Genomic DNA, 25,154 nt, shown 5'->3' with positions numbered 1-25,154 from the left:
TCGGTTTTGCGGCGACGTCGACCCGTCAGTCAGTGAACCGCGCGGCCGGTGTGGTGGTCAAGTCCCCGGCGCGTCGTCCAGGTCGCCCGGCCGGATGCGGTAGACCTGCAGGCGCAGGTCGTAGTACTTGGTGGTCTCGCCGACCCACTGCATGCCGAGCCGCTTCGCGGTGGCGATCGCCCGAATGTTGTTCGGTCGCGCGACGGCGAACAGCTCGTCGGTGTCCTGCGTGAACGCCCACCTGATCAGGGCCTGGCTGCCCTCGGTGGCGTAGCCCTGGCCCCAGGCCTCGGGATGCAGCTGCCAGCTGAGTTCGAGGTCCTCGTCGTAGGGCGGCAGCAGGCGGATGCCCAGGCCGCCGATGACCTGCCCGCCCTCCCGGCGCTCCATCGCCCACCGGCCGCGGGGCGGCGGCAGGTTGGGCTGGGCCTCACGCCAGGCGTGCAGCACCGCGCGCATCGCGGCGACATCGCCGACCCGGTCCATCGCCGGGGTCAGCCAGTGCGTGACCTCTTCCGAGCCGTAGATCGCGAGTGCGGCTTCGGCGTCGTCGACCGTCCAGTCACGGATGAGCAGCCGGTCGGTGATCAGGGGCGACTCCATGTGTAAACGCTACGTGAAGTGCGGCCGGTACGGCAGCCACGAGCGGCAGATGCGCCCAGAGAGCGGCATGGTCCCCCTCGCCGCTGCGCCCCCACAGGGCCGCGCAGGTCGTGAGGACGTGCAGGCCGGTGCCGAAGCCGCTGTCCGCGGAGGGCAGCTCGATGCCGGGCGCGGCCAGCGAGATCCGCAGCCAGTCGGACTGGGTGCCCTCGCGCACGAGGCGGAGTGTGGCGGGCAGGCGGCCCTGGTCGTAGGCGGCGCTGGCCAGGGTGTCGATGACGAGCAGCGCGTCCGTGACCGACTCGACCGTGCAGCCGTCGAGGAAGGCGGCGGCCGATTCCCGCAGGGTGCGCACGTCGGTGGGGTGGCTCAGTACCCGTTGCAGGGCGTTGTCGATCCAGAAGTCGGTCACGCGGGCTCCCTCCGCTGGCTGCTCAACGGTCGGGTGAGACTACCCAGCCGGGCCTTGCCGAAACCGGGCGTCGTGTGACCGTGGTCGCAGTGCTCAGCCCGTCGGTTGTAGCACCACGAACACACCCAGCTTCATCACCAACGCCTGTTGCCGTGGCCGCAGTGCTCAGGCGTCCGGCGTGTGGTGGCGCAGCAGTCTGGACAGCAGGCCGGTCAGCTGTTCCCGCTCCTGGTCGCTCAGCGGGGCGAGGAGGTCGTCCTGGATGCGGGCGATCTGCTTGTCGAGGCGCTTGAGGTGGCGGCGGCCGTCCGCGGTGATCGTGATGACGTTGCGGCGCCGGTCGGCCGGGTCCGGCTCGCGGCTCACCAGGCCGCGGTCGGCCAGTTCGTTGATGGTCGCCACCAGGTCGGAGAGGTGGATGGCGCTGCGCCGGCCGAGCGTGGCCTGGCTCGCCGGGCCGGACTCCTCCAGGGCGGCCAGCAGGCGGTAGTGGTAGCCGCGGGCGCCGGCCTCGGACAGGCCCTCGGTGACGAGCCGGTGCGCGTGGTGGGCAGTCTGGGTGAGCAGCCAGCTGGGCAGGGCGCGCAGCCGTCCGGAGGCGGTCGTGTCCATGGCCGGAGTGTAACCGAAACGTTTGGACGCCGAATCATTTGCCGGTTCAACGTTGGCGGGCCTAACGTTTGCCGTCCGCGGGCGTCGGAAGGGCGACAGGCCGGGACTGTCGAATTCGGCGACCGCCCACCCACCCCGCTCTCAGGCTGCTGTCCACCGGCGGCGCGGTTGCCGCCGGACGTGTGGTGCCCGCTCCGAGCAACCGGAGCCCCTCAACGCTGGAAGCACCAGCTGCATGCCATGGCGAGCGCGGGCGGCGTGCGGTGGCGAGCGCGGGCGGCGTGCGGTGGCGAGCGCGGGCGGCGTGCGGTGGCGAGCGCGGGCGGCGTGCGGTGTCGAGCGCGGGCGGCGTGCGGTGGCGAGCGCGGGCGGCGTGCGGTGTCGAGCGCGGGCGGCGTGCGGTGTCGAGCGCGGGCGGCGTGCGGTGGCGAGCGCGGGCGGCGTGCGGTGGCGAGCGCGGGCGGCGTGCGGTGGCGGGCACCGGTGGCATCCCGTGGCGCGCTGGTCGGCGCGCTGGGCTTCCGCTGTCCCCAGTCCGTCTGCCATGTTGCATCCCGAAGCGAAGGAGGGGCCCGATGCCGGAGACCGACGTCCTGTCGCCGGGGGAGCTGCGGGCCCTCGGCGCATGGATGGACCGTCAGGGGTTGCCGGGCGGCCCCGTCGAGGATCTGGCGCCCATCGCCGGCGGCACGCAGAACCTGATGTTCTCCTTCCGCTGCGGCGGCCGGGCCTACGTGCTGCGCAGCGGGCCACGCCACCGGCGGGCGCGCAGCAACGACGTGCTGCGCCGCGAGATGCGGGTGCTCGCCGCGTTGTCGGGCACCGCGGTGCCGCATCCGGAGCTGATCGCGGCCTGCCCGGACGAGACGGTCCTGCCGGGCGCGGTCTTCTACCTCATGGAGCCGGTCGACGGTTTCAACGCGACCCTCGAACTGCCGGAGCCGCACGCGACCCGGCCCGCGTTGCGGCACGAGATGGGCCTGGCGATGGCCGACGCGCTGGCGGCGCTCGGGTCGGTCGGCCACGAGGAGGTGGGGCTCGCGGATTTCGGGCGGCCGCACGGGTTCCTCGAGCGCCAGGTGCCGAGGTGGCTCGCGGAGCTGGACTCCTACGCCGGCCACGAGGGCTACCCGGGACCGGACATCCCGGGCGTGCCGGCGGTGGCGGAGTGGCTCGCGTCCCACGTGCCGCGGCAGTGGACACCAGGCATCCTGCACGGCGACTACCACCTGGCGAACGTGCTGTTCTCCCGCGAGGACGCCGCGGTGGCGGCGATCGTCGACTGGGAGATGAGCACGATCGGCGACCCGCTCCTCGACCTCGGCTGGTTGCTGGCCACCTGGCCGGGCACCCGCCCGATGCTCGGCTGGACCGGCCTCGCCACGGCCGGCGACCTCGCCACCGAAGAGGAGATCGTGGCCCGCTACGCCGACCACTCGGGGCGCGACACGTCCGCGATCGCCTGGTACGCGGTGCTGGCGTGCTTCAAACTGGGCATCGTGCTGGAGGGCACCCACGCGCGGGCCTGCGCGGGCAAGGCACCCCGCTCCACCGGCGACCGCCTCCACGCGGCCACGGTCAGTCTGTTCGAGCAAGCACTGGACCGAATCGCCCGCGCGTGACTCGGGCCGCGCGCCATCGGCGGCGTGACCCCGGGCCGCGCGGGATCGGCGGCTTGACCCCGGGTCGCGGGATCGGCGGCTTGACCCGGGCCGCGCGGTAGCGGTGCCCGGCTGAAGGCGGTGGTGCGTGGCCTGCGGGGTGCGCGTTGGTGTGGTTGCGGTGGGGGGCGATGGGCGGCACCGGCATTGACTGCCCCGCAGGGGCTTGCCGGGCAGGGCGTGGGTGCTGGTTGCGGGCTGTGCGGCAGCGGCGGCCGACTGGAGGTGGTCCCGCCGGACCCGTTGGGGTGTGCGTGGGTGTCATTGCGCTGGGGGAGAGGCAATGCCTGGCACTGGCATCGGTTACCCCGTACGGGCTTGCTCGGCTGGGTCTGGTTGCGGCTGGCTGCATGACAGAGGCCGCGCGGTCTCGGCGGCCGGCTGGAGCTGGCGACGCTGAGCTGCTCGGGCTCGCGCTGCTCCTGCTCGGGCTCGCGCTGCTCCGGTTGCGCCGGATTGAGCGGCGGTGCCCGGCGCCGGGGGCTGGCTGCCCTCGGCGGCGGTGGACTTGCGCCCCGATCGTCCTGAATCGCCACGGGCCTTGTCCCGCGATCTGGCGCCGCGCCCGCACAACCCGATCCACAGCCACCCTCGATGCCCTGCCTCTCACTGAGAAATCGGGCCTGCCGGAGCAGGCCCGCCGGTGGTGAGCTCGGCCGAGCGGGCACCGGCGAGGTTGCGCGGCCGGCACCGGTCAGGGCACGACCGTCACCGGCCAGAGACCGGACCGCACGAGGCGGTTCGCCACCGATCCGACGATGCGGTGGCCCCGGCTCTCCGACGCGCCCACCACCACGAGGTCGGCATGCAGCTCGACGGCCGCGCGCCGCAGCTCGGTGAAGGCGTCGCCCCGGCGGACGATGAACGTGATCGGCATGTTCGCCTCGTCGGCCAGGTCGCGGATCGGCCTGCGCATCTCGTCGATCGTCGCCTCGTAGGCCTGCTCCTGGGCGGCCGCGAGGTAGCCGGTCGCCATGCCCGTCCACGCCGGCGGCGCCAGCACGTAGACCAGCACCAGCCGCGACCGCTGTCGCCGGGCGAGCCCGGCCGCGTAGGCACCTGCCCGCAGCGCGGTGGGGGAGCCGTCGACGCCCGCGAGAACGATGTGGGGACCGTCGGTGCCCCGTTCGAACGGTCCCGGCGACCACGCCGGGCCGTACTCCTCCACCAACTGCCCCCTGGCCCGCTCCGCACCCACGGCTCGCATTATCTGGCACCGGCCGCTCCGGGTGCGGGCGCCCGGCACGACTTTGGTACGAATGACGTCTACGCCGACAGGAGGAACCAAGTCGTGGGTAACGGGCCCGACGCGGTGCGGGCAGCCGACGTGGCGATGGCGGCCGCCCGGTTCGCCGGCGTCATCCAGCCGACGCCACTGCACCGCAACGAACGGCTTTCGCTGCAGCACGGCGTGGACGTCTGGCTCAAGCGCGAGGACCTGTCCGCCGTCCGGTCCTACAAGGGGCGTGGCGCCTACAACCTGGTGAGCCAGCTCTCCCCCGAGGAACGTGCCCGGGGCGTCGTGTGCGCGAGCGCCGGCAACCACGGCCAGGGTGTGGCGTTCGCCTCAGCCGCGCTCGGCGTCCTCGCCCGCGTCTACCTGCCGCGCACCACGCCCCGGCAGAAGCGGGACCGCGTCGCCCGCCTGGGTGGTGAGCACGTCCAGATCGTGGTGCACGGCGACACCTACGACGACGCGGCCGCCGCCGCGCAGGCCTACGCCGCGAGCACGGGCACGACGATGATCCCCGCCTTCGACGACCCGCGCACGATCGCCGGGCAGGGCACCGTGGTCAAGGAGGCCATCGAGCAGCTGGGCAAGGCGCCCGACGTCGTCGTCGTGCCGGTCGGCGGCGGTGGCCTGCTCGCCGGAACGCTCGCCTGGCTGCGCGAGACCCAGCCCGAGGTGCGCGTCATCGGCGCCGAACCGCAGGGCGCGGCCAGCATGGCGCTCGCCCTCGAGCACGGTGGCCCGGTCGCCATGGAGGCCATCGACCCGTTCGTCGACGGCGCCGCGGTGCGGCTCGTCGGTGAGCACACCTACGCCCTCGCCGCCGACCGCCGTCCCGACATGATCGCCGTGCCCGAGGGCAAGATCTGCGTCGAGATGCTCGACCTCTACCAGTCCGACGGCATCATCGCCGAGCCCGCGGGCGCGCTCTCCCCGGCCGCGCTCGGGCTGGACCTCGGACTGGAGCCGGGGTCGACGGTGCTGTGCATCGTCTCCGGCGGCAACAACGACGTCAGCCGCTACGCCGAGATCGTCGAGCGGGCGCTGATCTTCGAGGGACGCAAGCACTACTTCCTCGTCGAGTTCCCGCAGGAACCCGGCGCGCTGCGCAGGTTCCTCGACGACGTGCTCGGACCCGACGACGACATCACGCTCTTCGAGTACGTCAAGCGCAACAACCGCGAGACCGGCCCGGCGCTGGTCGGCATCGAACTCGGGTCGCCGGAGAACCTCGAACCGATGATGAAGCGGATGATGGCCGGCCCGCACCGCATCGAACGCGTCTCGCCCGACAGCCCCCTGTTCACGTTCCTCGTTTGACCGGCATCGGGATCGCCTGCTCGGCCGCGCGGCTCACCTCCTCCCAGTCCGACCAGCCGTCCAGGCGCTGACGCGTGAGGTCGTGCGCCAGGTCGTAGACCATGCTGCCGAGCAGCAGGCGCAACGGCGGGTCCTCGCTGTCGGCGAGTTTCAGCACTGCCTCGGCGGCCAGCGCCGGGTCGCTGTCGACCGACTCTTCGGACCACAGTCGTTCGAGCTGCTGTCTCAGGGGCCCGTAGTCGTCGATCGGGCTCGCCCTGGCGGGGGCGGTGTAGAGGTCGGTCCAGTAACCACCCGGCTGGACGATGCTCACCTGGACGCCGAACGGGGCCGCTTCCCGGGCCAGTGCCTCGCTCATGCCCTCCAGGGCGAACTTGCTCGCGCTGTAGAGGCCGGTCATCGGGAACCCGCCGAGCGCGGCGATGCTGGAGATCTGCAGGATGCGGCCGGACCGCTGCCGCCGCAGCACCGGCAGGACGGCCTGGCTCACCCACAGGGCGCCGAAGAAGTTCGTCTCCATCGCGGCGCGGGCCTGCTCCTCGGTGAACTCCTCGACCATGCCCATCGACAGCGTGCCCGCGTTGTTGACCACCACGTCGAGGCGGCCGAAGTGCTCCACGGCCTGCTCGACGGCCTTGAACACGTCCTCGCGCCGGGTGACGTCGAGCTGGATGGGCAGCAACTGGCTGGTCTCTTCGGTGGTGATGGTGCGGGCGGCCGCGACGACCCGGTCGCCACGGGCGAGGGCGGCTTCGGTGAACGCGCGGCCGAGGCCTCGGCTCGCTCCGGTGATGAACCAGACGCGGGACGTGGGGTCGGTGGTCATGGTGTGCTCCTCTCGTTGTGAGACGAACCGTAGCGTCTCGTTTCGAGGCTGTCAAGACGGACCGTCTCGTCTCATCTTGTGGTAGAGTCGGGACGTGCCGGATTCGAGTCGTCGGAACGAGAACTCGCGTCGCGCGATTTTGACCGCGGCGTTCGAGTTGGCGGGGGAGGTGGGATACGCGAAGCTCAGCATCGAGGGGATTGCCGCGCGGGCCGGGGTCGGGAAGCAGACGATCTACCGCTGGTGGCCGTCGAAGGGGGCGGTGCTTCTGGACGCGTTCCTGATGCTGTCCGAAGGGGACGGTGGCGGACTGCCCGATACCGGGGATCTGGAGGCGGACCTGAAGGCCGTGTTGCGCGCGACGGTCAAGGAGTTGCGCGACGCGCGTTACGACCTGCCGATGCGTGCGCTGAGTTCGGAGATCATGCACGACCCAGAGCTGGCGCGGATGTACGCGGAACGGCTCGACGAGCCTGTGCGGGAGCTGAAGAAGGAGCGGCTGCGGAAGGCGGTGGAAGTGGGACAGCTGTCCGATGTGGACCTGGACATGGCGGTGGACGTGATCTGGGGGCCGGTGACGGTGCGCTGGATGCAGCGCGGGCCGCTCACGGAGGAGTTCGCGGACCGGGTGGTGGAGACGGCGCTGTCCGGGTTGCGGCCCTGACTGCGCCGAGGTTTCCGCGCCGGCGGCGGGCCGGGCGCGGGCGGTGACTCGGTGGCGGGCCGGATGCGGGCGGTGCGGGCGGTGACTCGGTGGCGGGCCGGATGCGGGCGGTGACTCGGTGGCGGGCTGGACGCGGGCGGTGACTCGGTGGCGGGCCGGGCGCGGGCGGTGACTCGGTGGCGGGCTGGGCACGGCTGGTAGCTCGGTGGCGGGCCGGATGCGAGGGGTGACCCGATGGCGAACCCGGTGGCGCGCCGGACGCGAGTAGTGACTCTGTGGTAGGCCGGGCGCGGGTGGTGACTCGGTAGTGGGCCGGATGCGGATGGTCACTCGATGGTGGGCTGGATGCGGCAGGCGAGCGCGTAGTGCGCCGGATGCGGCTGAGTCCTGGTGGAAGGCGGATGCGCTAGGCGGCCGGTAATAGGCCGTGTGGTCGGTGGTGGAGCGGGCCGGGGTCGGTGGGTCAGCGAGCGTCGCTTCGAGGGCGTGGGCCGGCGCGCCGGTTTGCGCGGGGAGCGGTGTGGTCGCGTCGTCGCCATGACGGAGGCCGGGCCGGTGGCTGTGGTGCGGTGCTCCTCGGGGGTCGCGCTTCTCGGCCGGGGTTTGGTCGGGCTGGGCGTCAGTGGGGAATGGCCTGCCGGTGAGCGGTCGCCGACCCGCGGGGGTGCTCGCTGGTGGTCGCCGGGGCGGTCCCGGTCCCCCGCTTGGCGAAGCGGGGGACCGGGAGAGAACAGGCTCAGCCCTTCGCTGCCACGGCCTGCTCGAAGAAGTCCGCGAGCTGGCGTCCGTAGGCTTCGAGGTCCAGGGACGGGTTCTCGGTGTAGGCCTGGATCGCTCCGTCGATGCTCTGCGCGATCGTGCGGGCCGCGACCTCCGGGGAGAACTCGCCGAAGGCGCCTTCCCTCTGGCCCTGCGTCAGCAGCCGCTCGATGCGGGCGGTTCGGAAACCGCTCAACATGGGGCCCGCGACCGGCCAGCCGTCCGGGTCGTCGGCGTTCGCGGCCACCTCGCGCAGCACGCGGACGCACTCGGGGTGGTCGCGGACGAACGTGACCTCCGTTTCGATCACCGCGCGCAGCATCGTGGCCCGATCGGTCGTGTCGCCGGCCCGCTCCTCCAGATACCGGTCCCGGATGCTCAGCGCCGTCGTCACCACCGCCTGGATCAGCCCCGCCTTCGTGCCGAAGTGGTAGCCGATCAGCCGCGTGCTGCTCAACCCGGCGCGCTCCTTGATGCGCGCGAACGACGTCCGGCGATACCCCAGCTCCGCCATCGTCGCGAGCGTCGCCGCAATGATCTGCGACCGGCGCGCCTCCTCAGCCGGGCTCAGGCCCAGGTCCGGCTGCACGTCACTGATTACCTGCATGAGTAAAAAGTTACTCGCGCGAGTAACGACGCGCAAGCGGATTACTTGAGCAGCGTGTCCACCAGCTCCGCCGTCCAGCCGGGATCGGCAGGCTGGCCGACGAAGATCGCCCGGTAGTACAGCGGGCCGAGCAGGACGTCCGCGGCGTGCAGCGTCTCCGGCGCCGTCCCGCCGCGCGAACGCTCCCGGTCGAGGATCGCCGTCAGCTGGGCGTGCCGGTCCGCCGTGCACGCGCAGCCACCTCCGGGGCCGGAGCCGATCGTGGCCCGCATGAGCGCCAGGACGTCCGGGTCGGCCAGGTCGGTCGCCACGTCCGCCGCCCATCGCCGCAGGTCCTCGCGCAGCGAACCGGTGTCGGGCACCACGATGTCGCCGCTGAAGCGGCTGCTCGCGACGTCCGCCATCAGCTCCGCGACCGACCCCCACCGCCGGTACAGGGTGGTCGGGTGGACACCCGCGCGGCTCGCGATCAGTGGCAGGGTCAGCGCCTCCGCCGGGTTCTCGGCCAGGAACTCCACGACGGCGCGGTGCACGGCGGCACGCACCCGCGCGGACCGGCCGCCGGGGCGCGTCGTGCTGATGGTGGCTGGCATGAAGAAATTATCGCATCGATCGTTGCGTTTGCGCTATGGTCGTCCTAACGCATCGATCTTTGCTTTTCCGAGGAGTGCTGATGTCGAGTTGTCCCGCCGTCGCCCCCGTGGCGGTCCGCCCGAGAGCCCGGTTGTCCCACCCGGTGGCGTTCACGGCGGTCGCGGTCATCTTCGTGCTGTTCATGGCGGCCTCCAGTGTCCCGTCCCCGCTCTACGTCGTCTACCAGCAGGAATGGGGCTTCTCGTCGATGACGCTCACCGCGGTCTTCGCGGTGTACGTCCTGGGGCTGATCGTCTCCCTGCTGGTCGTCGGCGCCCTGTCGGACCACATCGGACGGCGGCCGGTGCTGGCCGCGGCCATCGTGGGCGAAGCCGTCTCGCTCGTGCTGTTCCTGGTCGCCGGTGACGTCTCCGCGCTGTTCGCGGCACGCGTCGTGCAGGGTGTCGCGACCGGCGCCGCGATGTCCGTGCTCGGCGCGACACTCGTCGACCTGAACCCGCCGCACGCCCCCGGCCGCGCGGGCGTGATCAGCAGCGTCGCCCCAACCAGCGGGCTCGCCCTCGGCGCACTGGGCTGCGGCGCCCTCGTCCAGTTCGCGCCCGCCCCGACCCACCTGGTCTACGCGCTCCTGCTCGCCGGAATGGTCGTCGCGCTGCTGCTGACCGCCGGCCTGCCGGAGACCTCGGCCCGCCGTCCGGGCGCGCTGGCCTCGCTCACCCCGCGGCTCGGCGTCCCGGCGCGCCTGCGGCCGGACCTGTTCGCGCTGCTCCCGATCCTGCTCTCCAGCTGGGCCCTCGGCGGCCTCTACCTCTCGCTCGGGCCGTCGGTGGCGGCCGGGCTGTTCGGGCTCACCAACCACCTCGTCGGCGGGCTCGTCGTGACCCTGCTGTGCGGCACGGGCGCCCTGACCTCGCTGGCGCTGCGCACCGCACCGGTCGGCATGGTGCTGCAGGCCGGCGCCGTGCTGCTGGCGGCCGGGCTGGGCGCCAGCCTGGCCGGCGTGCTGACGGACACGGTCACGCTCGCGGTGGCCGGGACGCTCGTGTCCGGGGTCGGGTTCGGGGCGTCGGCGCTGGCCAGCTTCGGCACGCTGGCCCGGCTGGCCGCCCCCGGCGAACGCGGGGAACTCTTCGCCGTGGTCTACGTCATCGCCTACCTCGCGTTCAGCGTTCCCGCGGTGATCGCCGGCTTCGCGGCGACATCGGCCGGGTTGCGGTCCACCGCGATCGTCTACGGGTTCGCCGTCGCCGGGCTGGCCGTGATCGCCGTGATCGCCCAGTCGGTGCGTGCCGCGCGAAGGTGATTGCGCAATCCGGACAAGAGGGCTATCTTCACTCCAGTCATACCCCCTAGGGGTATTAAACGGAGGAGCACGAGATGGACCACTCGACGCACGAGCACGCCGCCCACGCCGGGCACGGGGCGCACACCGGGCACCGGCCGCCCACCACCTGGGCCGCCGCCGCGCAGGCCACCCTGCACTGCCTCACCGGCTGCGCCATCGGCGAGGTGCTCGGCATGGTCATCGGCACCGCGCTCGGGCTGCACGGCGTCGCCACGATCGCCCTGGCCGTCGCGCTGGCGTTCGTGTTCGGCTACGCGCTCACCATGCGCGGGGTGCTGAAGGCGGGTGTGCCCTTCCGCGCGGCGCTGAAGGTCGCGCTGGCCGCCGACACGATCTCCATCACGGTGATGGAGATCGTGGACAACGGCATCATGGTCGCCGTGCCGGGCGCGATGGACGCCGGCCTGGCCAGCTGGCTGTTCTGGGGCGCGCTGGCGTTCGCGCTGGCCGTGGCGTTCGTGCTGACCTGGCCGGTGAACAAGTGGATGATCGGGCGCGGCAAGGGGCACGCGGTCGTCCACCAGTACCACCACTGACTGCGCCGGGCGGCCCTGTCGGCCGCCCGTCCGGTCGTGTTGGCTGGATCCCGTGGGCGGGCGGAAGATCGACCGCGGCCCGGCCGGGGACGGCTGCCCCGTGCGGCGCGGCCCGGACGGGACCTGGCGGGTGACGGGCTACGAGCAGGCCCGCACGGTGCTGCGCAGCGGCGGCACAGTGCAGGCCGGGCTCGGCATCGAAACCGTCGAGAAGCTGCCGGCCCGGTTCCGCCGCCCGGTCCTCTACCGCGACGGCCCGGAACACCGCGAGCACCGCCGCCAGACCGCCCGGTTCTTCACGCCCCGGCGCGTCAGCGAGCACTACCGCGACATCATGGTCCGCGTCGCCGGCGAGCAACTGGCGCGGCTCACCCGCACCGGGCGGGCCGACCTGCCGGACCTGGCCTTCGGCCTCGCGATCGGCGTCGCCGCCGAGGTCATCGGCCTCACCGAGAGCAGGCCGGGCATCCAGCGGCGGCTGGACCGCTTCTTCCCGGAGAAGTTCGGCCGCCCCGGGTTCACCAGCCTGACCGGGATCCACTGGTTCTTCCGGCAGATGCGCAACTGGCTGGCCGTCTACCTCGCCGACGTCCGCCCCGCCGTCCGCGCCCGGCGCCGGGACCGCCGGGACGACCTCATCTCGCACCTGCTGGACGAGGGCTGCACGGCGGGCGAGATCCTCGGCGAGTGCCTGACCTTCGCCGCCGCCGGCATGGTCACCACCCGCGAATTCGTCTCCGTCGCGGCCTGGCACCTGTTCACCGACGACGACCTGCGCACGCGCTACCGAGCCGCGGGCGAGGACGAGCGGATCGCCCTGCTGCACGAGATCCTGCGCACCGAACCCGTCATCGGCGGGCTGAAACGGCGTACCACCGAGCCGCTCCGGCTCGACGGCGACACGATCCCCGCCGGTGAGCTGGTCGAGCTGCGGATCGACGCGGCCAACCTCGAGCCGTGCGAGCCGCCCGGCCTGTCCTTCGGCGACGGCGCGCACAAGTGCCCGGGCGCGCACATCGCGATCCTGGAGACCGACGTCTTCCTCAGCCGCCTGTTCGCCCTGCCCGGCCTGCGCATGGCGACCCCGCCGCGGGTCACCAGGAAAGCCGAGATCGACAGCTACGAACTGCGGAATCTGGTCGTGACGACCTCCGCGCCGGACTAGCATTCGCGCTCGTGGCGGACACCGACATCTCCTTCCGGGCCGACCGGATCGACCCGGCCGTGGTCGCGCGCCAGGCCGAGGTCCTCGACGTGCAGGCCGCGACCCCGGGCGTGCGGCGGTTGCGGGCCTGGGCGCACGAAGCGCTGGCCGTCCGGCCGGGGGAGCGGGCACTGGAGATCGGCTGCGGCACCGGGTCCGAGGTGCAGGTGCTCGCGGCCGCGGCCGGGCCCGGCGGCGAGGCGATCGGCCTCGACCCCAACGAGGCCATGCTCGCGCTGGCCCGGGAGCGGGCGGCCGGATCCTCCGCGCGGTTCGTGCCCGGCGATGTCTGCTCCCTGCCCTTCGCCGGCGCGAGTTTCGACGCCGTCCTGTGCGAACGCGTCTTCCAGCACCTGACCGAGCCCGCGGCCGCCGTCACCGAGATCGTCCGCGTCCTGCGGCCGGGCGGTCGCGTGGTGCTGATCGACACCGACTGGGCGACCGGGATCCTGCACCCCGGCGACCCGGAAACCGCGCGGGGCGTGCTGGCCGGGATGCTCTCGCAGACCGCCGAACCGGCCGCGGGCCGCAAGCTCGCGGGCTGGCTGACCGCGGCCGGCCTGACGATCCTCGACCGCGGCTCGCAGGCCCTGATCTCCGACCACGAATCGGTGCGGGACACGCTGCTGCCGATGATGGTCCAGCACGCCGTCGGCAACGGCGCGGTCACCCGCGAGCAGGGGGAGCGGCTGCTCGCCGAGGTCGCCGACGGCGCCGCGCGCGGGGACTTCCACCTCTCGGTGACGATGTTCGGGGTGCTCGCCCAGCGCGCCTGAACCTCCCGCCAGCCGGCGAGGACTCCAGGACGACCTCGGCCGGTCGCCGACCAGGTAGGCGGCGTCGTCGGCCCTCGGGCGATCGTGGTCACGGGACGCGGTGCAGGCTGAGCACGCCGTCCCGGGGACCGGTGGCCGTCCAGGCGCCCGAGTCCGCCGTCCAGGTCACGCCGTCGAAGGTGACGCCGTCCAGACCGAACCGCGTCGCGTTCGCGACCAGCCAGCTCGCGAAGGCCCACCCCTCGGCCGCCGGGTGCGGGCCGCTGAGCACCGCGGTGCCCAGCTCGGCCCTGGCGACCGGCACGATGTCCGCCTCCGGCGCGCCCGGTGAGATGTTCGCGCAGGTCAGCGCGGCCGGCCGGGCCCCGGTCAGCGCCGCCGCCATCGTCGCGGCTTCCGTCTCCCACTGCGCGTAGGCCTCCGGCAGCGCCGACCGTTGCACCAGCTGCGCCGCCCGGGTCAGCGGCAGGTCCGCCCAGTCCGGCACCTCCCGCAGCCGCTCGTAGAACGCCGTCGCCGCGTAGACCGGGTCGGTCACCTCCGCGTAGCTGCCCCACCCCTGGCTCGGCCGCTGCTGGAACAGCCCCGCCGAGTCGCGGTCGCCCCCGGGCAGGTTCCGCAGCCGCGACTCCTGGATCGCCGTGGCCAGGGCCACCGTCACGGCGTGGTCGGGCAGGTCCAGGCGCTTCCCGACGGCGGCGATCGTGGCCGCGTTGCGTGCCTGCTCGACGGTCAGGTCCACGGACGAGCCGTCCGCCGCGGTCGCCGTGCACCCCGGCCGGGGCGCCGGCCGCCCCGCCAGCACGATCCACGTGACGATCCCGCCGACCACCACGACGGCGAGGAACAGGGCCAGGAGCGCCCCACGACCGCTGCGCATGCTCCCCCTCCCTCGCCGGACCTCCCGCCAGTTCAGACGCGCGAGGACGCTCCTGGTTCGTCGTACCCGCTGACGACCTCGGAAAACGGCGTCGGCGTTACCCGGAAGAGGTGCGAAACCGGGTGCGATACCGTTCGGTGCCGAACCTCCACCCGCGCACGAAGGATTTGATCATGGGAGAGAGCTCCCCGAAGGTCACGGTCGTCGTCCCGACCTACAACGAGCGGGACAACCTGCCCAACCTCGTCGGCCAGCTCACCGGCCTCGGGCTGCCCGGCCTGCACGTGCTCGTGGTGGACGACAACTCGCCGGACGGCACCGGCGACGTGGCCGACAAGCTGGCGGCCGAGGACCCGGACCGCATCGGCGTGCTGCACCGGACCGAAAAGGACGGTCTCGGCCGCGCCTACGTCGCCGGCATCACCCGGGCGCTGGAGGAGGGCGCGGACATCGTCATCCAGATGGACGCCGACCTGTCCCACCCGGTCGAGGCGGTCCCACGGATGATCGAGAAGCTGGCCACGTCGGACGCCGCCGTCGTGCTCGGATCCCGTTACGTGGCAGGCGGTTCGCTCGCCGGGGAGTGGGGCTGGCACCGCAAGGCGCTGTCGGCGTGGGCGAACTTCTACGTCAACGCCATCCTGCGGCTGCGGGTCAAGGACGCGACCGCCGGGTTCAAGGCGTGGCGCGCGGAGACGTTGCGGCGCATCGACATCGCCACGATCCGCAGCAACGGGTACGCGTTCCAGGTCGAGATGAACTACCGCACCGTGAAGCAGGGGCTGCGCATCGCGGAGATCCCGATCCGGTTCGAGGAGCGCGCCGACGGCGTGTCGAAGATGAGCCTCGCGGTGCAGCTGGAGTCCGCGCTGATGCCGTGGAAGCTGCTGTTCGGCCGTAAGCTGAGCTAAACGAAACGTCAAAATCTTTCACTTGTTCTTCCGCTTCCTCGGTCGCACGCTGGTGGTGTGATCAAGACGTGGGTGCGGATGGGTGTGCTCGCCCTGCTGTGGGGTTCGGCGTTCCTGTGGATCAAGCTCGCGTTGCGCGGGTTCACGCCGATCGAGATCGCGGTGCTGCGCAGCGTCCTGGGCGCCGCGGTGCTGTTCGTCCTGGCGCGGATCGCCGGGCAGCGGATGCCGCGCGGGCGGGCGATGTGGGGGCGGCTGGCCGTGGCCGCGTTCTTCTGCAACGCGGTGCCGTTCGCGTTGTTCAGCATCGGTGAGCAGACGGTCGACTCCGGCATCGCGGGTGTGCTCAACGCGACCACTCCACTGTGGTCACTGCTCATCGGGCTGGTGCTGGGCACCGAACGCGGGACGCATCCGGCGCGGCTCGGCGGGCTGCTGCTCGGGTTCGCCGGGGTGCTGCTGATCTTCGCGCCCTGGGAGCGGTCCGGGTTGTTCGGCTGGGGCGCGCTGGCGCTGGTGGCGGCCGCGGCGAGCTACGCGATCGCGTTCGCCTACATGGCGCGGAAACTGGCCGGCACCGGCGCGCCGATCGCGACGTCGGCGGCGCAGCTGGGAGCCGCGTCCGGGCTGGCGGCGCTGGCGCTGCCGGTGGACGGCGGCCGTCCCGGGTTCGACGGCCTCGCCGTGCTCGCGGTCGTGCTGCTCGGCGTGTTCGGCACCGGGTTCACCTTCTACCTCAACTACCGGCTCATCGAGGACGAGGGCCCGACCGGCGCGGCGGTCGTCGGGTACCTGCTGCCGGTCGTGTCGGTCGCGCTCGGGGCGGTGGTGCTGGGCGAGCCGGTGACGGTGCGGGTCGTGGCCGGGATGGTGGTGGTGCTGGCCGGGGTGGGCCTGACGCGCGTGAAGCCGCGGCGCGTACGCGTGGCGGCGTAGGCGAAGTTCGCGCTCCGCGCCGGATGTCCCGGACCGCGCGGTTCGCGACAGTGGGCGGCATGAGACTCAAAGCCCGGGGACGGAAGGCGTGGCTGGCGGTGCACATCGTGTCCGCCGGCGCGTGGATCGGGATCGACGTGGTGCTGGCGGTGCTCGTGTTCACCGCGATGCTGACGGACGATCCGTCGCTGGCCGCGGTGTGCTACCAGGCGCTGCGGCTGTTCGCGGTGTGGCCGGTGCTGGTGGCCGGGCTGGTGTGCCTGGGCAGCGGGGTGATGCTGGGGCTGGGCAGCCGGTACGGGGTGGTCCGGTACTGGTGGGTGGCGATCAAGCTGGTGCTCAACGTGGTGCTGACGGTGCTGGGGCTGATCCTGCTGCGCCCGGCGGTCGGCGAGGCCGCGGTGTACGGCCAATCGCTGCTCGCGGGGATTCCCGGGGTGCCGCCGGACCTGGTGTTCCCGCCGATCGTGTCACCGGCGTGCCTGCTGGCGGCGGTGCTGTTGTCGGTCTACAAGCCGGGCGGGCGGGTCCGCCGGGCCGGTTCCCTCGAACGGCGCGCCACGTCGTTGCGCTGAGTGATGTCGCTGCTCCTGTCAGTTGGTTTTGCCTCCGCTGGTTCGGACGCGCTGCCATTCTGGAGGTATGAACCCGCCGCCGTCAGCTCGCCGGGAACGCGTCGGTGACAAGGTCCTGTCCAACCGGACCATCGCTTTGTGTGCGGCGATATTGGTGGTGTCAGCAGCAGTCGCTTGCTGGCTCCTGCTCCGGCTCTACGGGCACGGCACCGACGCGGACAAGGCGCGTCTCGACGGCATTCGTACCGTCGGGACCATCGTTCTGGGTGCGGGTGGCGCTGTGGCACTGCTGCTCGCGGCACGCAAACAACAGACCGCGGAGCACGACCTCGCGACCAAGCGCCACGATCTCGCGCTTCGCGAGCAAGCGAACGAGGATGCGCGGCACGACGCGGCCGAACGGCGGATCACCGACCTCTACCTCAAGGCGGTCGAGCAGCTCGGATCCGAGAAGGCGCCGGTTCGTCTCGCCGGCCTCCACGCGCTCGACAGGCTGGCTCAGGACAACCCGGCCCAGCGGCAGAGAATCGTGGACGTCATCACGGCCTATCTGCGCATGCCCTACGCGCTGCCGGAGCCGGCCGAGTCAGCCGCCCGCGAGAGGTACTGGGTACAGCTGCAGGAACGAGAAGTACGCCTCACCGCGCAGCGGATCCTGACCGACCACTTGGACCCGCTCAGCGGTGCCGGCCACCGGTTCTGGCCGGACATCGATCTCGATCTCAGTGGTGCCCTGCTGATCGATTTCACCCTCCGCGGCTGTCAGATCAACAACGGCCGGTTCGTGGGTGCCGAATTCGCCGGCCGGACGTTGATGCTCGGGGTGAGCTTCGTCGGTGACACGCATTTCGGCGACGCCACCTTCAGCGGGGACGCCTGGTTCGTGGAGGCGACCTTCAACGGCAACGCACGCTTCGACCGGGCCGAGTTCGCCGGTGATGCGCGCTTCGACGAAGCCACCTTCGTCGGAGCGACGGCGTTTCGCGACACGACGTTCCTGGGGGAGGCCCGTTTCGACGACGCGACCTTGTCCGGAAATGTGGTTTTCAGCGGTGCCACGTTCACCGGGAACGCCAGCTTCCGGCGGGCGAGCTTCACGGACGCGTGGCTGCCCGGAGTGGAGTTCAGCCGCGACGCCTATTTCGACCGGGCCACCTTCGCTGGTGACGCGTGGTTCAGCCGGGTCGCCTTCAGCAGCTACACCACGTTCGACCTGGCCGTCTTCACCGGCGACATCCGCTTCAGCGGTGCGACCCTCGACGGCGTCGCCTATCAGCCGCCGCAGTTGCAGGGTGACGACGTCCTCTTTGATCAGTGATCCTCATCCGCCGGTTCCAGGATCAGCGTTCGCGGGCTGCCGGCCAGCGCGGGTGACTTCTCGCGCGTCGACCAGACCTCGTGTGCCAGGAAGGTCCGGAACGCCTCCGCCTCGGGCACCGATCCGAACTCCAGGTCCACCACCACGTAGTGCGGATCGCCGGCGGGGCGGGACACGTGGTGCGCCCGCACGCCCGCCCGGCGGCGCGCCTCGGCGAACCGGCCGAACGCCGCCCGCCACAGCGGGAAATCCACAATCGAGTGTTCGATGTGCAAGGTGGCCATGACTCCTCCTTCTCCTCGCTGCCGACGGTAGGAATTCCGCCTCGCCGGGCCCATCCCAGGTTCCTGGGGTTCTAGACTCGACCATGTGGACGCGAGGGCGGTGCGGCTGCGCGTGCTCGGCGAGATCCGGCGCAAGGTCGGCTTCGACGCCTACGCCTGGCCGCTCACCGACCCGGAGACCGCCGTCGGCACCGCCCCGCTCGCCGACGTTCCGTGCCTGCCGGAGCTGCCCCGCCTGATCCGGCTCAAGTACCTCACCCCGACCAACCGCTGGACCACGCTGCGCCCCGGCACCGTGACGACCCTTCGCGCGGCCACCGGCGGCAACCCCGCCCGGAGCCTGCTGTGGCGCGAGATGCTGGACGGCTACGGCGTCGCCGATGTCGCGTCCGCCGTGTTCGCCGACCGGTTCGGCGTCTGGGCCTTCCTCGACCTGTGGCGGTCCCGCCCCTTCACCGGCCCGGAAACCGCGACGCTCACCCGGATCCTCGAACCGGTCACCACCGAACTGCGCCGGGCCCAGGCGGAGACCTTCGTCGCGCGGGACGGCCACTCGCCGCGGCCGGGTCCGGTCGTGCTGCTGCTCTCCCCGGAACTGGACGTCCTCGGCCACACCCCGGACACCGCCGAGTACCTGCGCGTGCTCGTCCCGCCGGACGACGGGCGCGCGCCGGTCCCGGCCGGCGCCTACAACGTGGCCGCGCAACTGCTCGCCAACGAGGCCGGCGTCGACGGCCACCGCCCGGCGGCCCGCGTGCACCTCGCGGACGGGCGGTGGGTGACCCTGCGCGCGGCGGGGATCGTCCGGGACATCGCCGTCACCATCGAGGAGTCCGCCCCCGCCGAGCGGGTCGCGTTGTTCGGCCGGGCGTCCGGGCTCAGCACCCGGGAGCGGGAACTCCTCGGGCACCTCGCCCACGGCAGCGACACGCGGGACCTCGCGCGGCGGATGTTCCTGTCCGAGCACACCGTCCAGGACCACCTGAAGTCGATCTTCACCAAGACCGCCGTGCGCAACCGCCGGACCCTGCTGGCCCGCGCGCTCGGCAGCTGATCGAAAACCCGCAAAACCGTCGGTGCTTGGTGGTAAGAAGGCGAAGTGACCGACGATGCCTTCGCCGACCTCGACGCCTACGTCCGCCTGCCGCGGCTGTCGGGTCTGGTGCTCTCCCCGGACGGCCGCCGACTCGTCGTCGGCGTGGCGACGCCCGACCTGAAGAAGAACCGCTACACCACGGCGCTGTGGGAGGTGGATCCCGCGGGCGAGCGCCCGGCGCGGCGGCTGACCCGCAGCGCCGAGGGCGAGTCCGGCGCCGCCTTCACCCCCTCCGGTGACCTGCTGTTCGTCTCGGCCCGGCCGGACGCCGCGGCCGAGGGCGAGGACGGCCCGAAGAGCGCGTTGTGGCTGCAGCCCGCGTCCGGCGGGGACGCCCGGGTCGTCGCCGCGCCCGCCGGCGGCATCCACGGCGTCACCGTGGCCGCCGAGGCCGGCACCGTGCTGGCCGGGGCGCCGATGATGCCCTCGGCCACGAGCGCCGACCATGACGCCGAGGTCCGCAAGGCGCGCAAGGACGCCGGGGTCTCGGCGATCCTGCACGAGGAGTACCCCATCCGGTACTGGGACCACGACCTGGGCCCCGACGGCACCCGGCTGGTCGTCGCCGACGGGGTGCCGGCGGGGGAGGACCGCCTCGAGCTGCGGGATCTCACCGGGCACGCCGGGCGCGCGCTGGGCGACGAAGCGTCCTGGGACGTCGCGCCCGACGGCCGCACCGTCGTCACCACCTGGGTGGTGCCCGAGGGGCGCGGGTCGCAGCGCACCACCGTCGTCGCCATCGACGTGGCCACCGGCGAGCGGCGCGTCCTGGCCGACGACGCCGACCACGAGTACGAGTCGCCCCGGATCTCGCCGGACGGCACCCAGGTCGCGATCGCCGTGTACCGCCGGTCGACCCCGCACGCCCCGGGCGACTACTGGCTCGCCCTCGTCCCGCTCACCGGCGGGGAGATCCGGCCGCTGACCCGCGAGTGGGACCGCTGGCCGCACTCGCCGCGGTGGCTGCCCGACGGCTCGGCGCTGGTCGTCGCGGCGGACGACCAGGGCCGTTCGCCGCTGTGGCGGGTCGACGCCACCAGCGGTGACGTCACGCGGCTGACCGCCGACGACGGCGCCTACACCGATCCGCGGATCTCGCCGGACGGCCGGTGGGTCTACGCGCTGCGCTCCGCCGTCGACCACCCGCCGGCGCCGGTGCGCGTCGCCCTCGACGGCGGTGCGATCGAACCGCTGCCCGGCCCGGCCGAGGCGCTCGGCCTGGACGCCGACGTTCCCGGCCGGCTCGACGAGGTCACCGCCACCGCCGAGGACGGCACGCCGCTGCGGGCGTGGCTCGCGCTGCCGCGGGACGCCGGCCCGGACTCGCCCGCGCCGCTGCTGCTGTGGATCCACGGCGGCCCGCTCGGATCGTGGAACGCCTGGCAGTGGCGGTGGAACCCGTGGCTCGCCGTCGCCCAGGGCTACGCCGTCCTGCTGCCCGACCCGGCGATCTCCACCGGCTACGGCTACGAGTTCATCAAACGCGGCTGGGGCGCGTGGGGCGCGGCGCCGTTCACCGACCTGATGGCCACCACCGACGCCGCCGAGCGGCACCCGGCCGTCGACGAAACCCGCACGGCCGCGATGGGCGGATCGTTCGGCGGCTACATGGCCAACTGGGTCGCCGGGCACACCGACCGGTTCCGGGCGATCGTCACGCACGCCTCGCTGTGGGCGCTCGACCAGTTCGGGCCGACGACCGACGCGACCTTCTACTGGCAGCGCGAGCTGACCCCCGAGATGGCGGAGGCGAACTCCCCGCACCGCTTCGCCGACGAGATCAGCACGCCGATGCTCGTCATCCACGGCGACAAGGACTACCGCGTCCCGATCGGCGAGGGGCTGCGGCTGTGGTGGGACCTGGCGTCCCGCTCGGCCGCCGAGGACGGCTCGACACCGCACAAGTTCCTGTACTTCCCCGACGAGAACCACTGGATCCTGACCCCGCACCACGCGAAGCTCTGGTACGCCACGGTGTTCGCGTTCCTCGCCCAGCACGTGCTGGGCAAGGACTGGCAGCGCCCGGAGCTGCTGGGCTGACGGTTAAACGCGGCCGGAGCGGGAAAGCCTCCCTCGCCAACATCATCACCGGCGAGGGAGGACCCCGTGTTCCGTCACACCAAGGCCCTGCAGTTCGAGGCGAAGCCGGAGCGTCCGGACCCGTACTACGCGCGGAAGCTGCAGGAGCTGATCGGTGGTGCCTACGGTGAGATGACGGTGACGATGCAGTACCTGTTCCAGGGCTGGAACTGCCGCATCGAGGGCAAGTACAAGGATCTGATCATGGACACCGCGACCGAGGAGATCGGTCACGTGGAGATGCTGGCCACCATGGTCGCCCGGCTGCTGGAAGGCGCCCCCGCCACCGCCACCGCCGAAGCCGCCAAGGATCCGGTGATGGCCGCGGTGCTGGGCGGGATGGACCCGCAGCAGGCCATCGTCGCCGGCGGGGGCGCCATGCCGGCGGATTCCAACGGCACGCCGTGGAACGGCAAGTACATCGTGGCCTCCGGCAACCTGCTGGCCGACTTCCGGGCCAACGCCGCCGCGGAGGCGCAGGGCCGGTTGCAGACCGCGCGGCTGTACAACATGACCGACGACCCGGGCGTGAAGGAGATGCTGAAGTTCAACCTGGCCCGCGACACCGTGCACCAGAAGCAGTGGCTGCGCGCCATCGAAGAACTCCAAGCCGACGGCCTGGAAAGCGACATCGCCCCCAACGCCCTGCTCGACGAAGAAGACCAGACCCACAACAACACCATCTGGCACCTCTCCGACGGCCCCGACGGCAACAAAGGCTCCTGGTCCACCGGAGAGGACCGCATCGACTACCTCATGGACCCCAAACCCCTCGGCGGCCCCGGCAGCGCCCCCAAACCCGACCCACAGCTCTACGCGACCTACGCCGGTAACGGCTCGGCGCACGGGCCGGACGGCGAGGCGGATCTCGCGGACGGCGACGTCGAGACCTTCTACGCGGACGGCCGGTGGAAGAACCAGGTGGTGGGCAACAGCCGGGCCTCCAGCACCGGCGACACCAAGGCCGAGGCCCAGGCCGAGGGCCGCGAACTGGCCCGCAAGCGCGGCGCCACGCACGTCGTCCGCCGCAAGGACGGCGAGATCGCGGAACGCCACGACTACGGCCGCTGACCCGTTCCGCGCGCCACGGCACCGAGCAAGCGTATTCCACGCGCGAAGGACAGCTCACGAGTCCGCGGAGACTTCTCGGCCAGGGAAGGCGGCCCGCGATTTCCGCGGTACCGCGCGGGCGCGAGCCGAGCAGCTGCGGTCGGCGCCCCGGGCAGCGGCTCGCAAGTCGCGGGGAGGTTTGTCCGGTTTGGTGAAGGCTGCGGTGCTGCAATATCCGCGGAACCGGGCGGCGATCCCGCGAGCCGCGCCGCCACGGTGGAGGGCCGGATGGGCGGCTCGCGAGTTGCGGGACGCCTCTCCGGTTGATGAAGGCGGGTGCCGCAATTTTTCCATGGGCATCGCTTGGCGGTTCCGCCCAGCGGGCGGGCTCGGTCGACGCTGGGGTGGGCGAGTTGCGGGGACGGTTCTCGGGCTGGCGAAGGCGGGGCTGCCGCGATTCCGTGGTATCCCGTGGCGGTCGCACGAGGCGGGCGGGCTCGGTCGACGCTCGGGTGGGCGAGTTGGGGGGACGGTTCTCGGGCCGGTGAAGGCGGGGCTGCCGCGATTCCCGCGGTATCGCAGGGCGGTCGCGCACGGCGGGAAGCCTCGGTCCGCGGCCGGGTGGGCCTTCGCGAGTTCCGGGCATGCTTCTCTGGCCGATGAAGGTGCTGCCGCGCTACCGCGCGGCGATTCCGCAAGCCGGGCCGCCACCATCGACTGTAATTCACTCCAGAACCACTCGGTCGAGTGTCAGCAGCCGTGCGCCGCGTGCGCCGGATCGCTAGTTTTCTCGTCTCGTTCGAAGAACCATTTTCCGATGAAGGGGAAACTCAGTGTCGCGCACACTTCGTGCTGGTGTCGTCGGTCTCGCGGCCGCCTCGGCGGTTCTGACCGGGGCGGGCGCCGCCTCCGCCGGAGTCTCCACGCCGCAGCTCAAGGCCGTCGGCATGACGGTCAACGGCCTGATGGGCAAGGCCGGCACCCCCAGCGTGCTCAGCGCCGTCACGGGCAAGCAGAGCGCGCTGTCCCCGGTCACCGGCGGCAACCCGCTGCGCCCGGTGACCGGCAAGCTGCCGATCGGCTGATCGGGCGAGGCGTGCCACGGGAAGTCACCCGTGGCACGCCTCAGCGCTGTAGCGATTCCAGCAGCTTGCGGGCCACCAGGGCGAGCTTGGTGTTCGTCCGCTGCGATTCCTCGACCAGCCGGGTGAACGCCTCGTCCGCGCTGCACCCGTGGATCGCCATCAGCACGCCCTTGGCCTGGTCGATCTCGGCGCGCGAGGTCAGGGCCGTCTCCAGCTGGGCGATCTTGCGCTGCGTGGCCGCCCAGCGGCGGGCGTTGGTGAACGCCTCGCACGCGGCGGTGGTGAACAGGCGCATCACCTGCTCGTCGTAGTCGTCGAAGGCGCGGGCGGTGAAGCTGTACATGTCGAGCCCGCCCACCACCTCGTCCTCGCCGCCGGGCTCGCCGGGCAGCAGCACCGGCACGGACAGGTAGGTGTTGATGCCGGCCGCCTTCGCCGCCGCGGTGAACTCCGGCCACTCCACCTCGTGCTCGCCGACGATGGCGCGCACCGGGCGTCGCTGGGTTGCGGCCTCGACGCACGGGCCGCGGCGGGTCCGGTACTGGCACTCGTCGATGCCGATGACCACCTCGTCGGTGGCCGCCAGCGTGTACAGGTGACCGTCCTCGGCGATGGCGGTGATCGTCGCGGCGTCGGCGTCGGGCAGGGTCGCCACGGCGCTTTCGGCGATGCCCTTCGCGATGTCCTCCAGCGGCTGGCTCGCCGCCTGTCCGCGCAGATCCTCCAGCGCGGCCGCCACGTGGTCGAGGCGGGCGAGCGGATCTGCGCGGCCGTCGGTCATGGCCGGCGGGTACCCGGGGCCGCGGCGGCGTAACCGGGCGTCGTGCGCAGCCAGATGTTCCCGCCCGGGTTGCGTGCCATGTCCGGGATCCCCGCCGTGAGCAGCTCCCGACGGCGGGCCCACAGGTACTGCTGGAACCAGCGCACCTCGAAGCGCGAGTTGCAGGCCAGGAACGCGCGCAGCAGGTAGACCTCCTGCCAGGCGCGGCCCTCGGTCACCCAGTCGAGCGGGTACTCGAAGGGGAAGAACACGTCGTGCACGTGGATCCACACCCCGTCGGCGAGGCGGGGCAGCACCTCGAAGAAGAGGTGGTTGACATCGGAGCCCGCCTTGACCACGTGGGTGGAGTCGATGAACAGCACGTCACCGGCCTCCAGGGCGAGGAACGTCTCCATCGGGACGTCCTGCACCGGCTGCTCACGGATCGTCACGCGCTGTTCGTCCGGGGCGCAGCAGCGAACGCACCAGGTCCGGGTAGGGCTCGACGAAGGTCAGCTCGACCGCGCCGTCCAGCCAGTGCTCGACGGTGTCCAGCGTCATCGCCGACGAGTAGCCGGACCCGATCTCCACCAGCCGCCGCGGGCGCAGGTGCCGCAGCATCGCGTGCAGGACCAGCGCGTCGGACCAGGAGTACTCGGGATTGCCGAAGAAGTACCGGTACTCCGGCGACCGGTCCTCGGGGAACGGGTGGTCCTTCAGCAGCTCCGTGAGCACGGGCAGCAGGGCGAGCTGGTCGTCCTCGCGCAGGTCGAGGCCGGCGGGATCGGATCCGGTGTCGAACAGCGTCGCGGCGCGGGCGCGGACCTGCGCGGGGTCCGGGTGCGGCGAGTAGAAGTGGCCCGGCGGCACCCAGGTCCGGTAGGTGGCGGCGAGCCGGTCGCGTTCGGCTTCCGCGGCGGCGCACCGGGCCAGGAGGTCGTCGTGGGTCCGGCGCGACACCACGTATCGCCTGGCCAGCCTCCGCAACGGCGCACCGATCAAGGACATCGCCGCAGTCTAGACAGCCGCG

General features: G+C 72.2%; 26 protein-coding genes and 2 pseudogenes. 16 read left to right on the top strand and 12 right to left on the bottom strand.

Features of this window, described 5'->3' with window-relative positions; all coding sequences use genetic code 11:
* Positions 1–57: 57 nt before the first annotated feature.
* From L1857_RS24835 to L1857_RS24825, 3 genes are all read right to left on the bottom strand, one after another.
* Positions 58–603, bottom strand: coding sequence for a GNAT family N-acetyltransferase (locus tag L1857_RS24835; protein WP_116112093.1), 546 nt, complete (start codon positions 601–603; stop codon positions 58–60).
* A complete protein-coding gene (locus tag L1857_RS24830) occupies positions 563–1,015 on the bottom strand; it encodes a hypothetical protein (RefSeq protein ID WP_094008565.1) in 453 nt (150 codons plus the stop codon). The genes L1857_RS24835 and L1857_RS24830 overlap by 41 nt, the downstream gene beginning before the upstream one ends.
* A 165-nt stretch (positions 1,016–1,180) precedes the next feature.
* Complete coding sequence (locus L1857_RS24825) at positions 1,181–1,627, bottom strand: MarR family winged helix-turn-helix transcriptional regulator (protein WP_094008566.1); 447 nt, start codon at positions 1,625–1,627, stop codon at positions 1,181–1,183.
* 575 nt (positions 1,628–2,202) lie between these two features.
* Between L1857_RS24825 and L1857_RS24820 the strand changes: the two genes are divergently transcribed.
* Complete coding sequence (locus L1857_RS24820; protein WP_116112091.1) at positions 2,203–3,249, top strand: phosphotransferase family protein; 1,047 nt, start codon at positions 2,203–2,205, stop codon at positions 3,247–3,249.
* Between the two features lie 733 nt (positions 3,250–3,982).
* Here L1857_RS24820 and L1857_RS24815 read toward each other — a convergent pair.
* Positions 3,983–4,456: a universal stress protein gene (locus tag L1857_RS24815; protein ID WP_116112165.1), complete on the bottom strand. Its 474-nt coding sequence runs from the start codon at positions 4,454–4,456 to the stop codon at positions 3,983–3,985.
* A gap of 165 nt (positions 4,457–4,621) precedes the next feature.
* On the opposite strand from L1857_RS24815, the gene ilvA reads away from it, so the two are divergent.
* The gene (gene ilvA / locus L1857_RS24810; RefSeq protein ID WP_233157513.1) at positions 4,622–5,839 is read left to right on the top strand and encodes a threonine ammonia-lyase IlvA; all 1,218 of its coding nucleotides are present in this window, start codon (positions 4,622–4,624) and stop codon (positions 5,837–5,839) included.
* Here ilvA and L1857_RS24805 read toward each other — a convergent pair.
* Entirely contained in the window at positions 5,823–6,665 is an 843-nt protein-coding gene (locus L1857_RS24805; RefSeq protein ID WP_116112089.1) for an SDR family oxidoreductase, read from the bottom strand. The genes ilvA and L1857_RS24805 overlap by 17 nt on opposite strands.
* 139 nt (positions 6,666–6,804) lie before the next feature.
* Between L1857_RS24805 and L1857_RS24800 the strand changes: the two genes are divergently transcribed.
* Entirely contained in the window at positions 6,805–7,329 is a 525-nt protein-coding gene (locus L1857_RS24800; RefSeq protein WP_094008570.1) for a TetR/AcrR family transcriptional regulator, read from the top strand.
* A 736-nt stretch (positions 7,330–8,065) separates the two neighbouring features.
* Here L1857_RS24800 and L1857_RS24795 read toward each other — a convergent pair.
* Positions 8,066–8,695: a TetR/AcrR family transcriptional regulator gene (locus L1857_RS24795; protein ID WP_116112087.1), complete on the bottom strand. Its 630-nt coding sequence runs from the start codon at positions 8,693–8,695 to the stop codon at positions 8,066–8,068.
* A 41-nt stretch (positions 8,696–8,736) separates the two neighbouring features.
* A complete protein-coding gene (locus tag L1857_RS24790) occupies positions 8,737–9,288 on the bottom strand; it encodes a TetR/AcrR family transcriptional regulator (RefSeq protein WP_094008572.1) in 552 nt (183 codons plus the stop codon).
* An 80-nt stretch (positions 9,289–9,368) separates the two neighbouring features.
* Here L1857_RS24790 and L1857_RS24785 point away from each other — a divergent pair, with 80 nt between their 5' ends.
* The 4 genes from L1857_RS24785 to L1857_RS24770 all read left to right on the top strand — a co-directional run bounded on the left by L1857_RS24785 (position 9,369) and on the right by L1857_RS24770 (position 13,150).
* Entirely contained in the window at positions 9,369–10,592 is a 1,224-nt protein-coding gene (locus tag L1857_RS24785; protein WP_094008573.1) for an MFS transporter, read from the top strand.
* A gap of 74 nt (positions 10,593–10,666) precedes the next feature.
* Positions 10,667–11,170, top strand: a complete 504-nt coding sequence (locus L1857_RS24780; protein ID WP_094008574.1) for a DUF4396 domain-containing protein — start codon at positions 10,667–10,669, stop codon at positions 11,168–11,170.
* Positions 11,171–11,222: 52 nt separating this feature from the next.
* Positions 11,223–12,335 carry a cytochrome P450 gene (locus L1857_RS24775; protein WP_116112082.1) on the top strand — a complete coding sequence of 371 codons (1,113 nt, stop codon included), beginning with the start codon at positions 11,223–11,225 and terminating at the stop codon, positions 12,333–12,335.
* 11 nt (positions 12,336–12,346) lie between these two features.
* A complete protein-coding gene (locus L1857_RS24770) occupies positions 12,347–13,150 on the top strand; it encodes a methyltransferase domain-containing protein (RefSeq protein ID WP_249466429.1) in 804 nt (267 codons plus the stop codon).
* Between the two features lie 88 nt (positions 13,151–13,238).
* On the opposite strand, the gene L1857_RS24765 is transcribed toward L1857_RS24770, so the two are convergent.
* Positions 13,239–14,030, bottom strand: a complete 792-nt coding sequence (locus tag L1857_RS24765) for a hypothetical protein (protein WP_249466425.1) — start codon at positions 14,028–14,030, stop codon at positions 13,239–13,241.
* 173 nt (positions 14,031–14,203) lie between these two features.
* On the opposite strand from L1857_RS24765, the gene L1857_RS24760 reads away from it, so the two are divergent.
* From L1857_RS24760 to L1857_RS24745, 4 genes are all read left to right on the top strand, one after another.
* Positions 14,204–14,941 carry a polyprenol monophosphomannose synthase gene (locus L1857_RS24760; RefSeq protein ID WP_116112075.1) on the top strand — a complete coding sequence of 246 codons (738 nt, stop codon included), beginning with the start codon at positions 14,204–14,206 and terminating at the stop codon, positions 14,939–14,941.
* Between the two features lie 78 nt (positions 14,942–15,019).
* Positions 15,020–15,877 carry a DMT family transporter gene (locus L1857_RS24755; protein WP_116112161.1) on the top strand — a complete coding sequence of 286 codons (858 nt, stop codon included), beginning with the start codon at positions 15,020–15,022 and terminating at the stop codon, positions 15,875–15,877.
* 59 nt (positions 15,878–15,936) lie between these two features.
* Positions 15,937–16,452, top strand: coding sequence for a hypothetical protein (locus L1857_RS24750; protein ID WP_116112163.1), 516 nt, complete (start codon positions 15,937–15,939; stop codon positions 16,450–16,452).
* Positions 16,453–16,519: 67 nt separating this feature from the next.
* Complete coding sequence (locus L1857_RS24745) at positions 16,520–17,770, top strand: pentapeptide repeat-containing protein (protein ID WP_116112073.1); 1,251 nt, start codon at positions 16,520–16,522, stop codon at positions 17,768–17,770.
* Here L1857_RS24745 and L1857_RS24740 read toward each other — a convergent pair.
* Complete coding sequence (locus tag L1857_RS24740) at positions 17,764–18,054, bottom strand: hypothetical protein (RefSeq protein ID WP_094008580.1); 291 nt, start codon at positions 18,052–18,054, stop codon at positions 17,764–17,766. The genes L1857_RS24745 and L1857_RS24740 overlap by 7 nt on opposite strands.
* An 85-nt stretch (positions 18,055–18,139) precedes the next feature.
* On the opposite strand from L1857_RS24740, the gene L1857_RS24735 reads away from it, so the two are divergent.
* The 5 genes and pseudogenes from L1857_RS24735 (at position 18,140) to L1857_RS24715 (ending at position 23,364) form a co-directional block, all read left to right on the top strand.
* Positions 18,140–19,108 (top strand): helix-turn-helix transcriptional regulator, encoded by a 969-nt coding sequence (locus L1857_RS24735; protein WP_249466423.1) that lies wholly within the window; start codon positions 18,140–18,142, stop codon positions 19,106–19,108.
* A 45-nt stretch (positions 19,109–19,153) separates the two neighbouring features.
* A complete protein-coding gene (locus L1857_RS24730; protein WP_249466420.1) occupies positions 19,154–21,190 on the top strand; it encodes a S9 family peptidase in 2,037 nt (678 codons plus the stop codon).
* A gap of 66 nt (positions 21,191–21,256) precedes the next feature.
* A pseudogene (locus L1857_RS24725) lies at positions 21,257–22,078 on the top strand (manganese catalase); the annotation flags it as partial.
* A 57-nt stretch (positions 22,079–22,135) separates the two neighbouring features.
* Positions 22,136–22,300: pseudogene (locus L1857_RS24720) on the top strand (DUF2188 domain-containing protein); the annotation flags it as partial.
* Between the two features lie 812 nt (positions 22,301–23,112).
* Positions 23,113–23,364: a hypothetical protein gene (locus L1857_RS24715; protein ID WP_094008413.1), complete on the top strand. Its 252-nt coding sequence runs from the start codon at positions 23,113–23,115 to the stop codon at positions 23,362–23,364.
* Between the two features lie 40 nt (positions 23,365–23,404).
* On the opposite strand, the gene L1857_RS24710 is transcribed toward L1857_RS24715, so the two are convergent.
* The 3 genes from L1857_RS24710 to L1857_RS24700 are packed head-to-tail and all read right to left on the bottom strand — an operon-like array spanning position 23,405 to position 25,132.
* The gene (locus tag L1857_RS24710) at positions 23,405–24,145 is read right to left on the bottom strand and encodes an ANTAR domain-containing response regulator (protein ID WP_116113795.1); all 741 of its coding nucleotides are present in this window, start codon (positions 24,143–24,145) and stop codon (positions 23,405–23,407) included.
* On the bottom strand, positions 24,142–24,576 hold the full coding sequence (locus L1857_RS24705; RefSeq protein ID WP_205413379.1) for a class I SAM-dependent methyltransferase: 435 nt from the start codon (positions 24,574–24,576) through the stop codon (positions 24,142–24,144). Before L1857_RS24705 ends, L1857_RS24710 begins: the two co-directional genes overlap by 4 nt.
* Entirely contained in the window at positions 24,563–25,132 is a 570-nt protein-coding gene (locus L1857_RS24700; protein ID WP_205413380.1) for a hypothetical protein, read from the bottom strand. The genes L1857_RS24705 and L1857_RS24700 overlap by 14 nt, the downstream gene beginning before the upstream one ends.
* Between the last annotated feature and the right edge of the window lie 22 nt (positions 25,133–25,154).

The organism is Amycolatopsis thermalba (genome assembly GCF_023376025.1).
Classification (GTDB): domain Bacteria; phylum Actinomycetota; class Actinomycetes; order Mycobacteriales; family Pseudonocardiaceae; genus Amycolatopsis_E; species Amycolatopsis_E thermalba.
The sequence above is the reverse complement of the archived record's forward strand: the minus strand, read 5'-3'. Positions and strand labels throughout refer to the sequence as shown.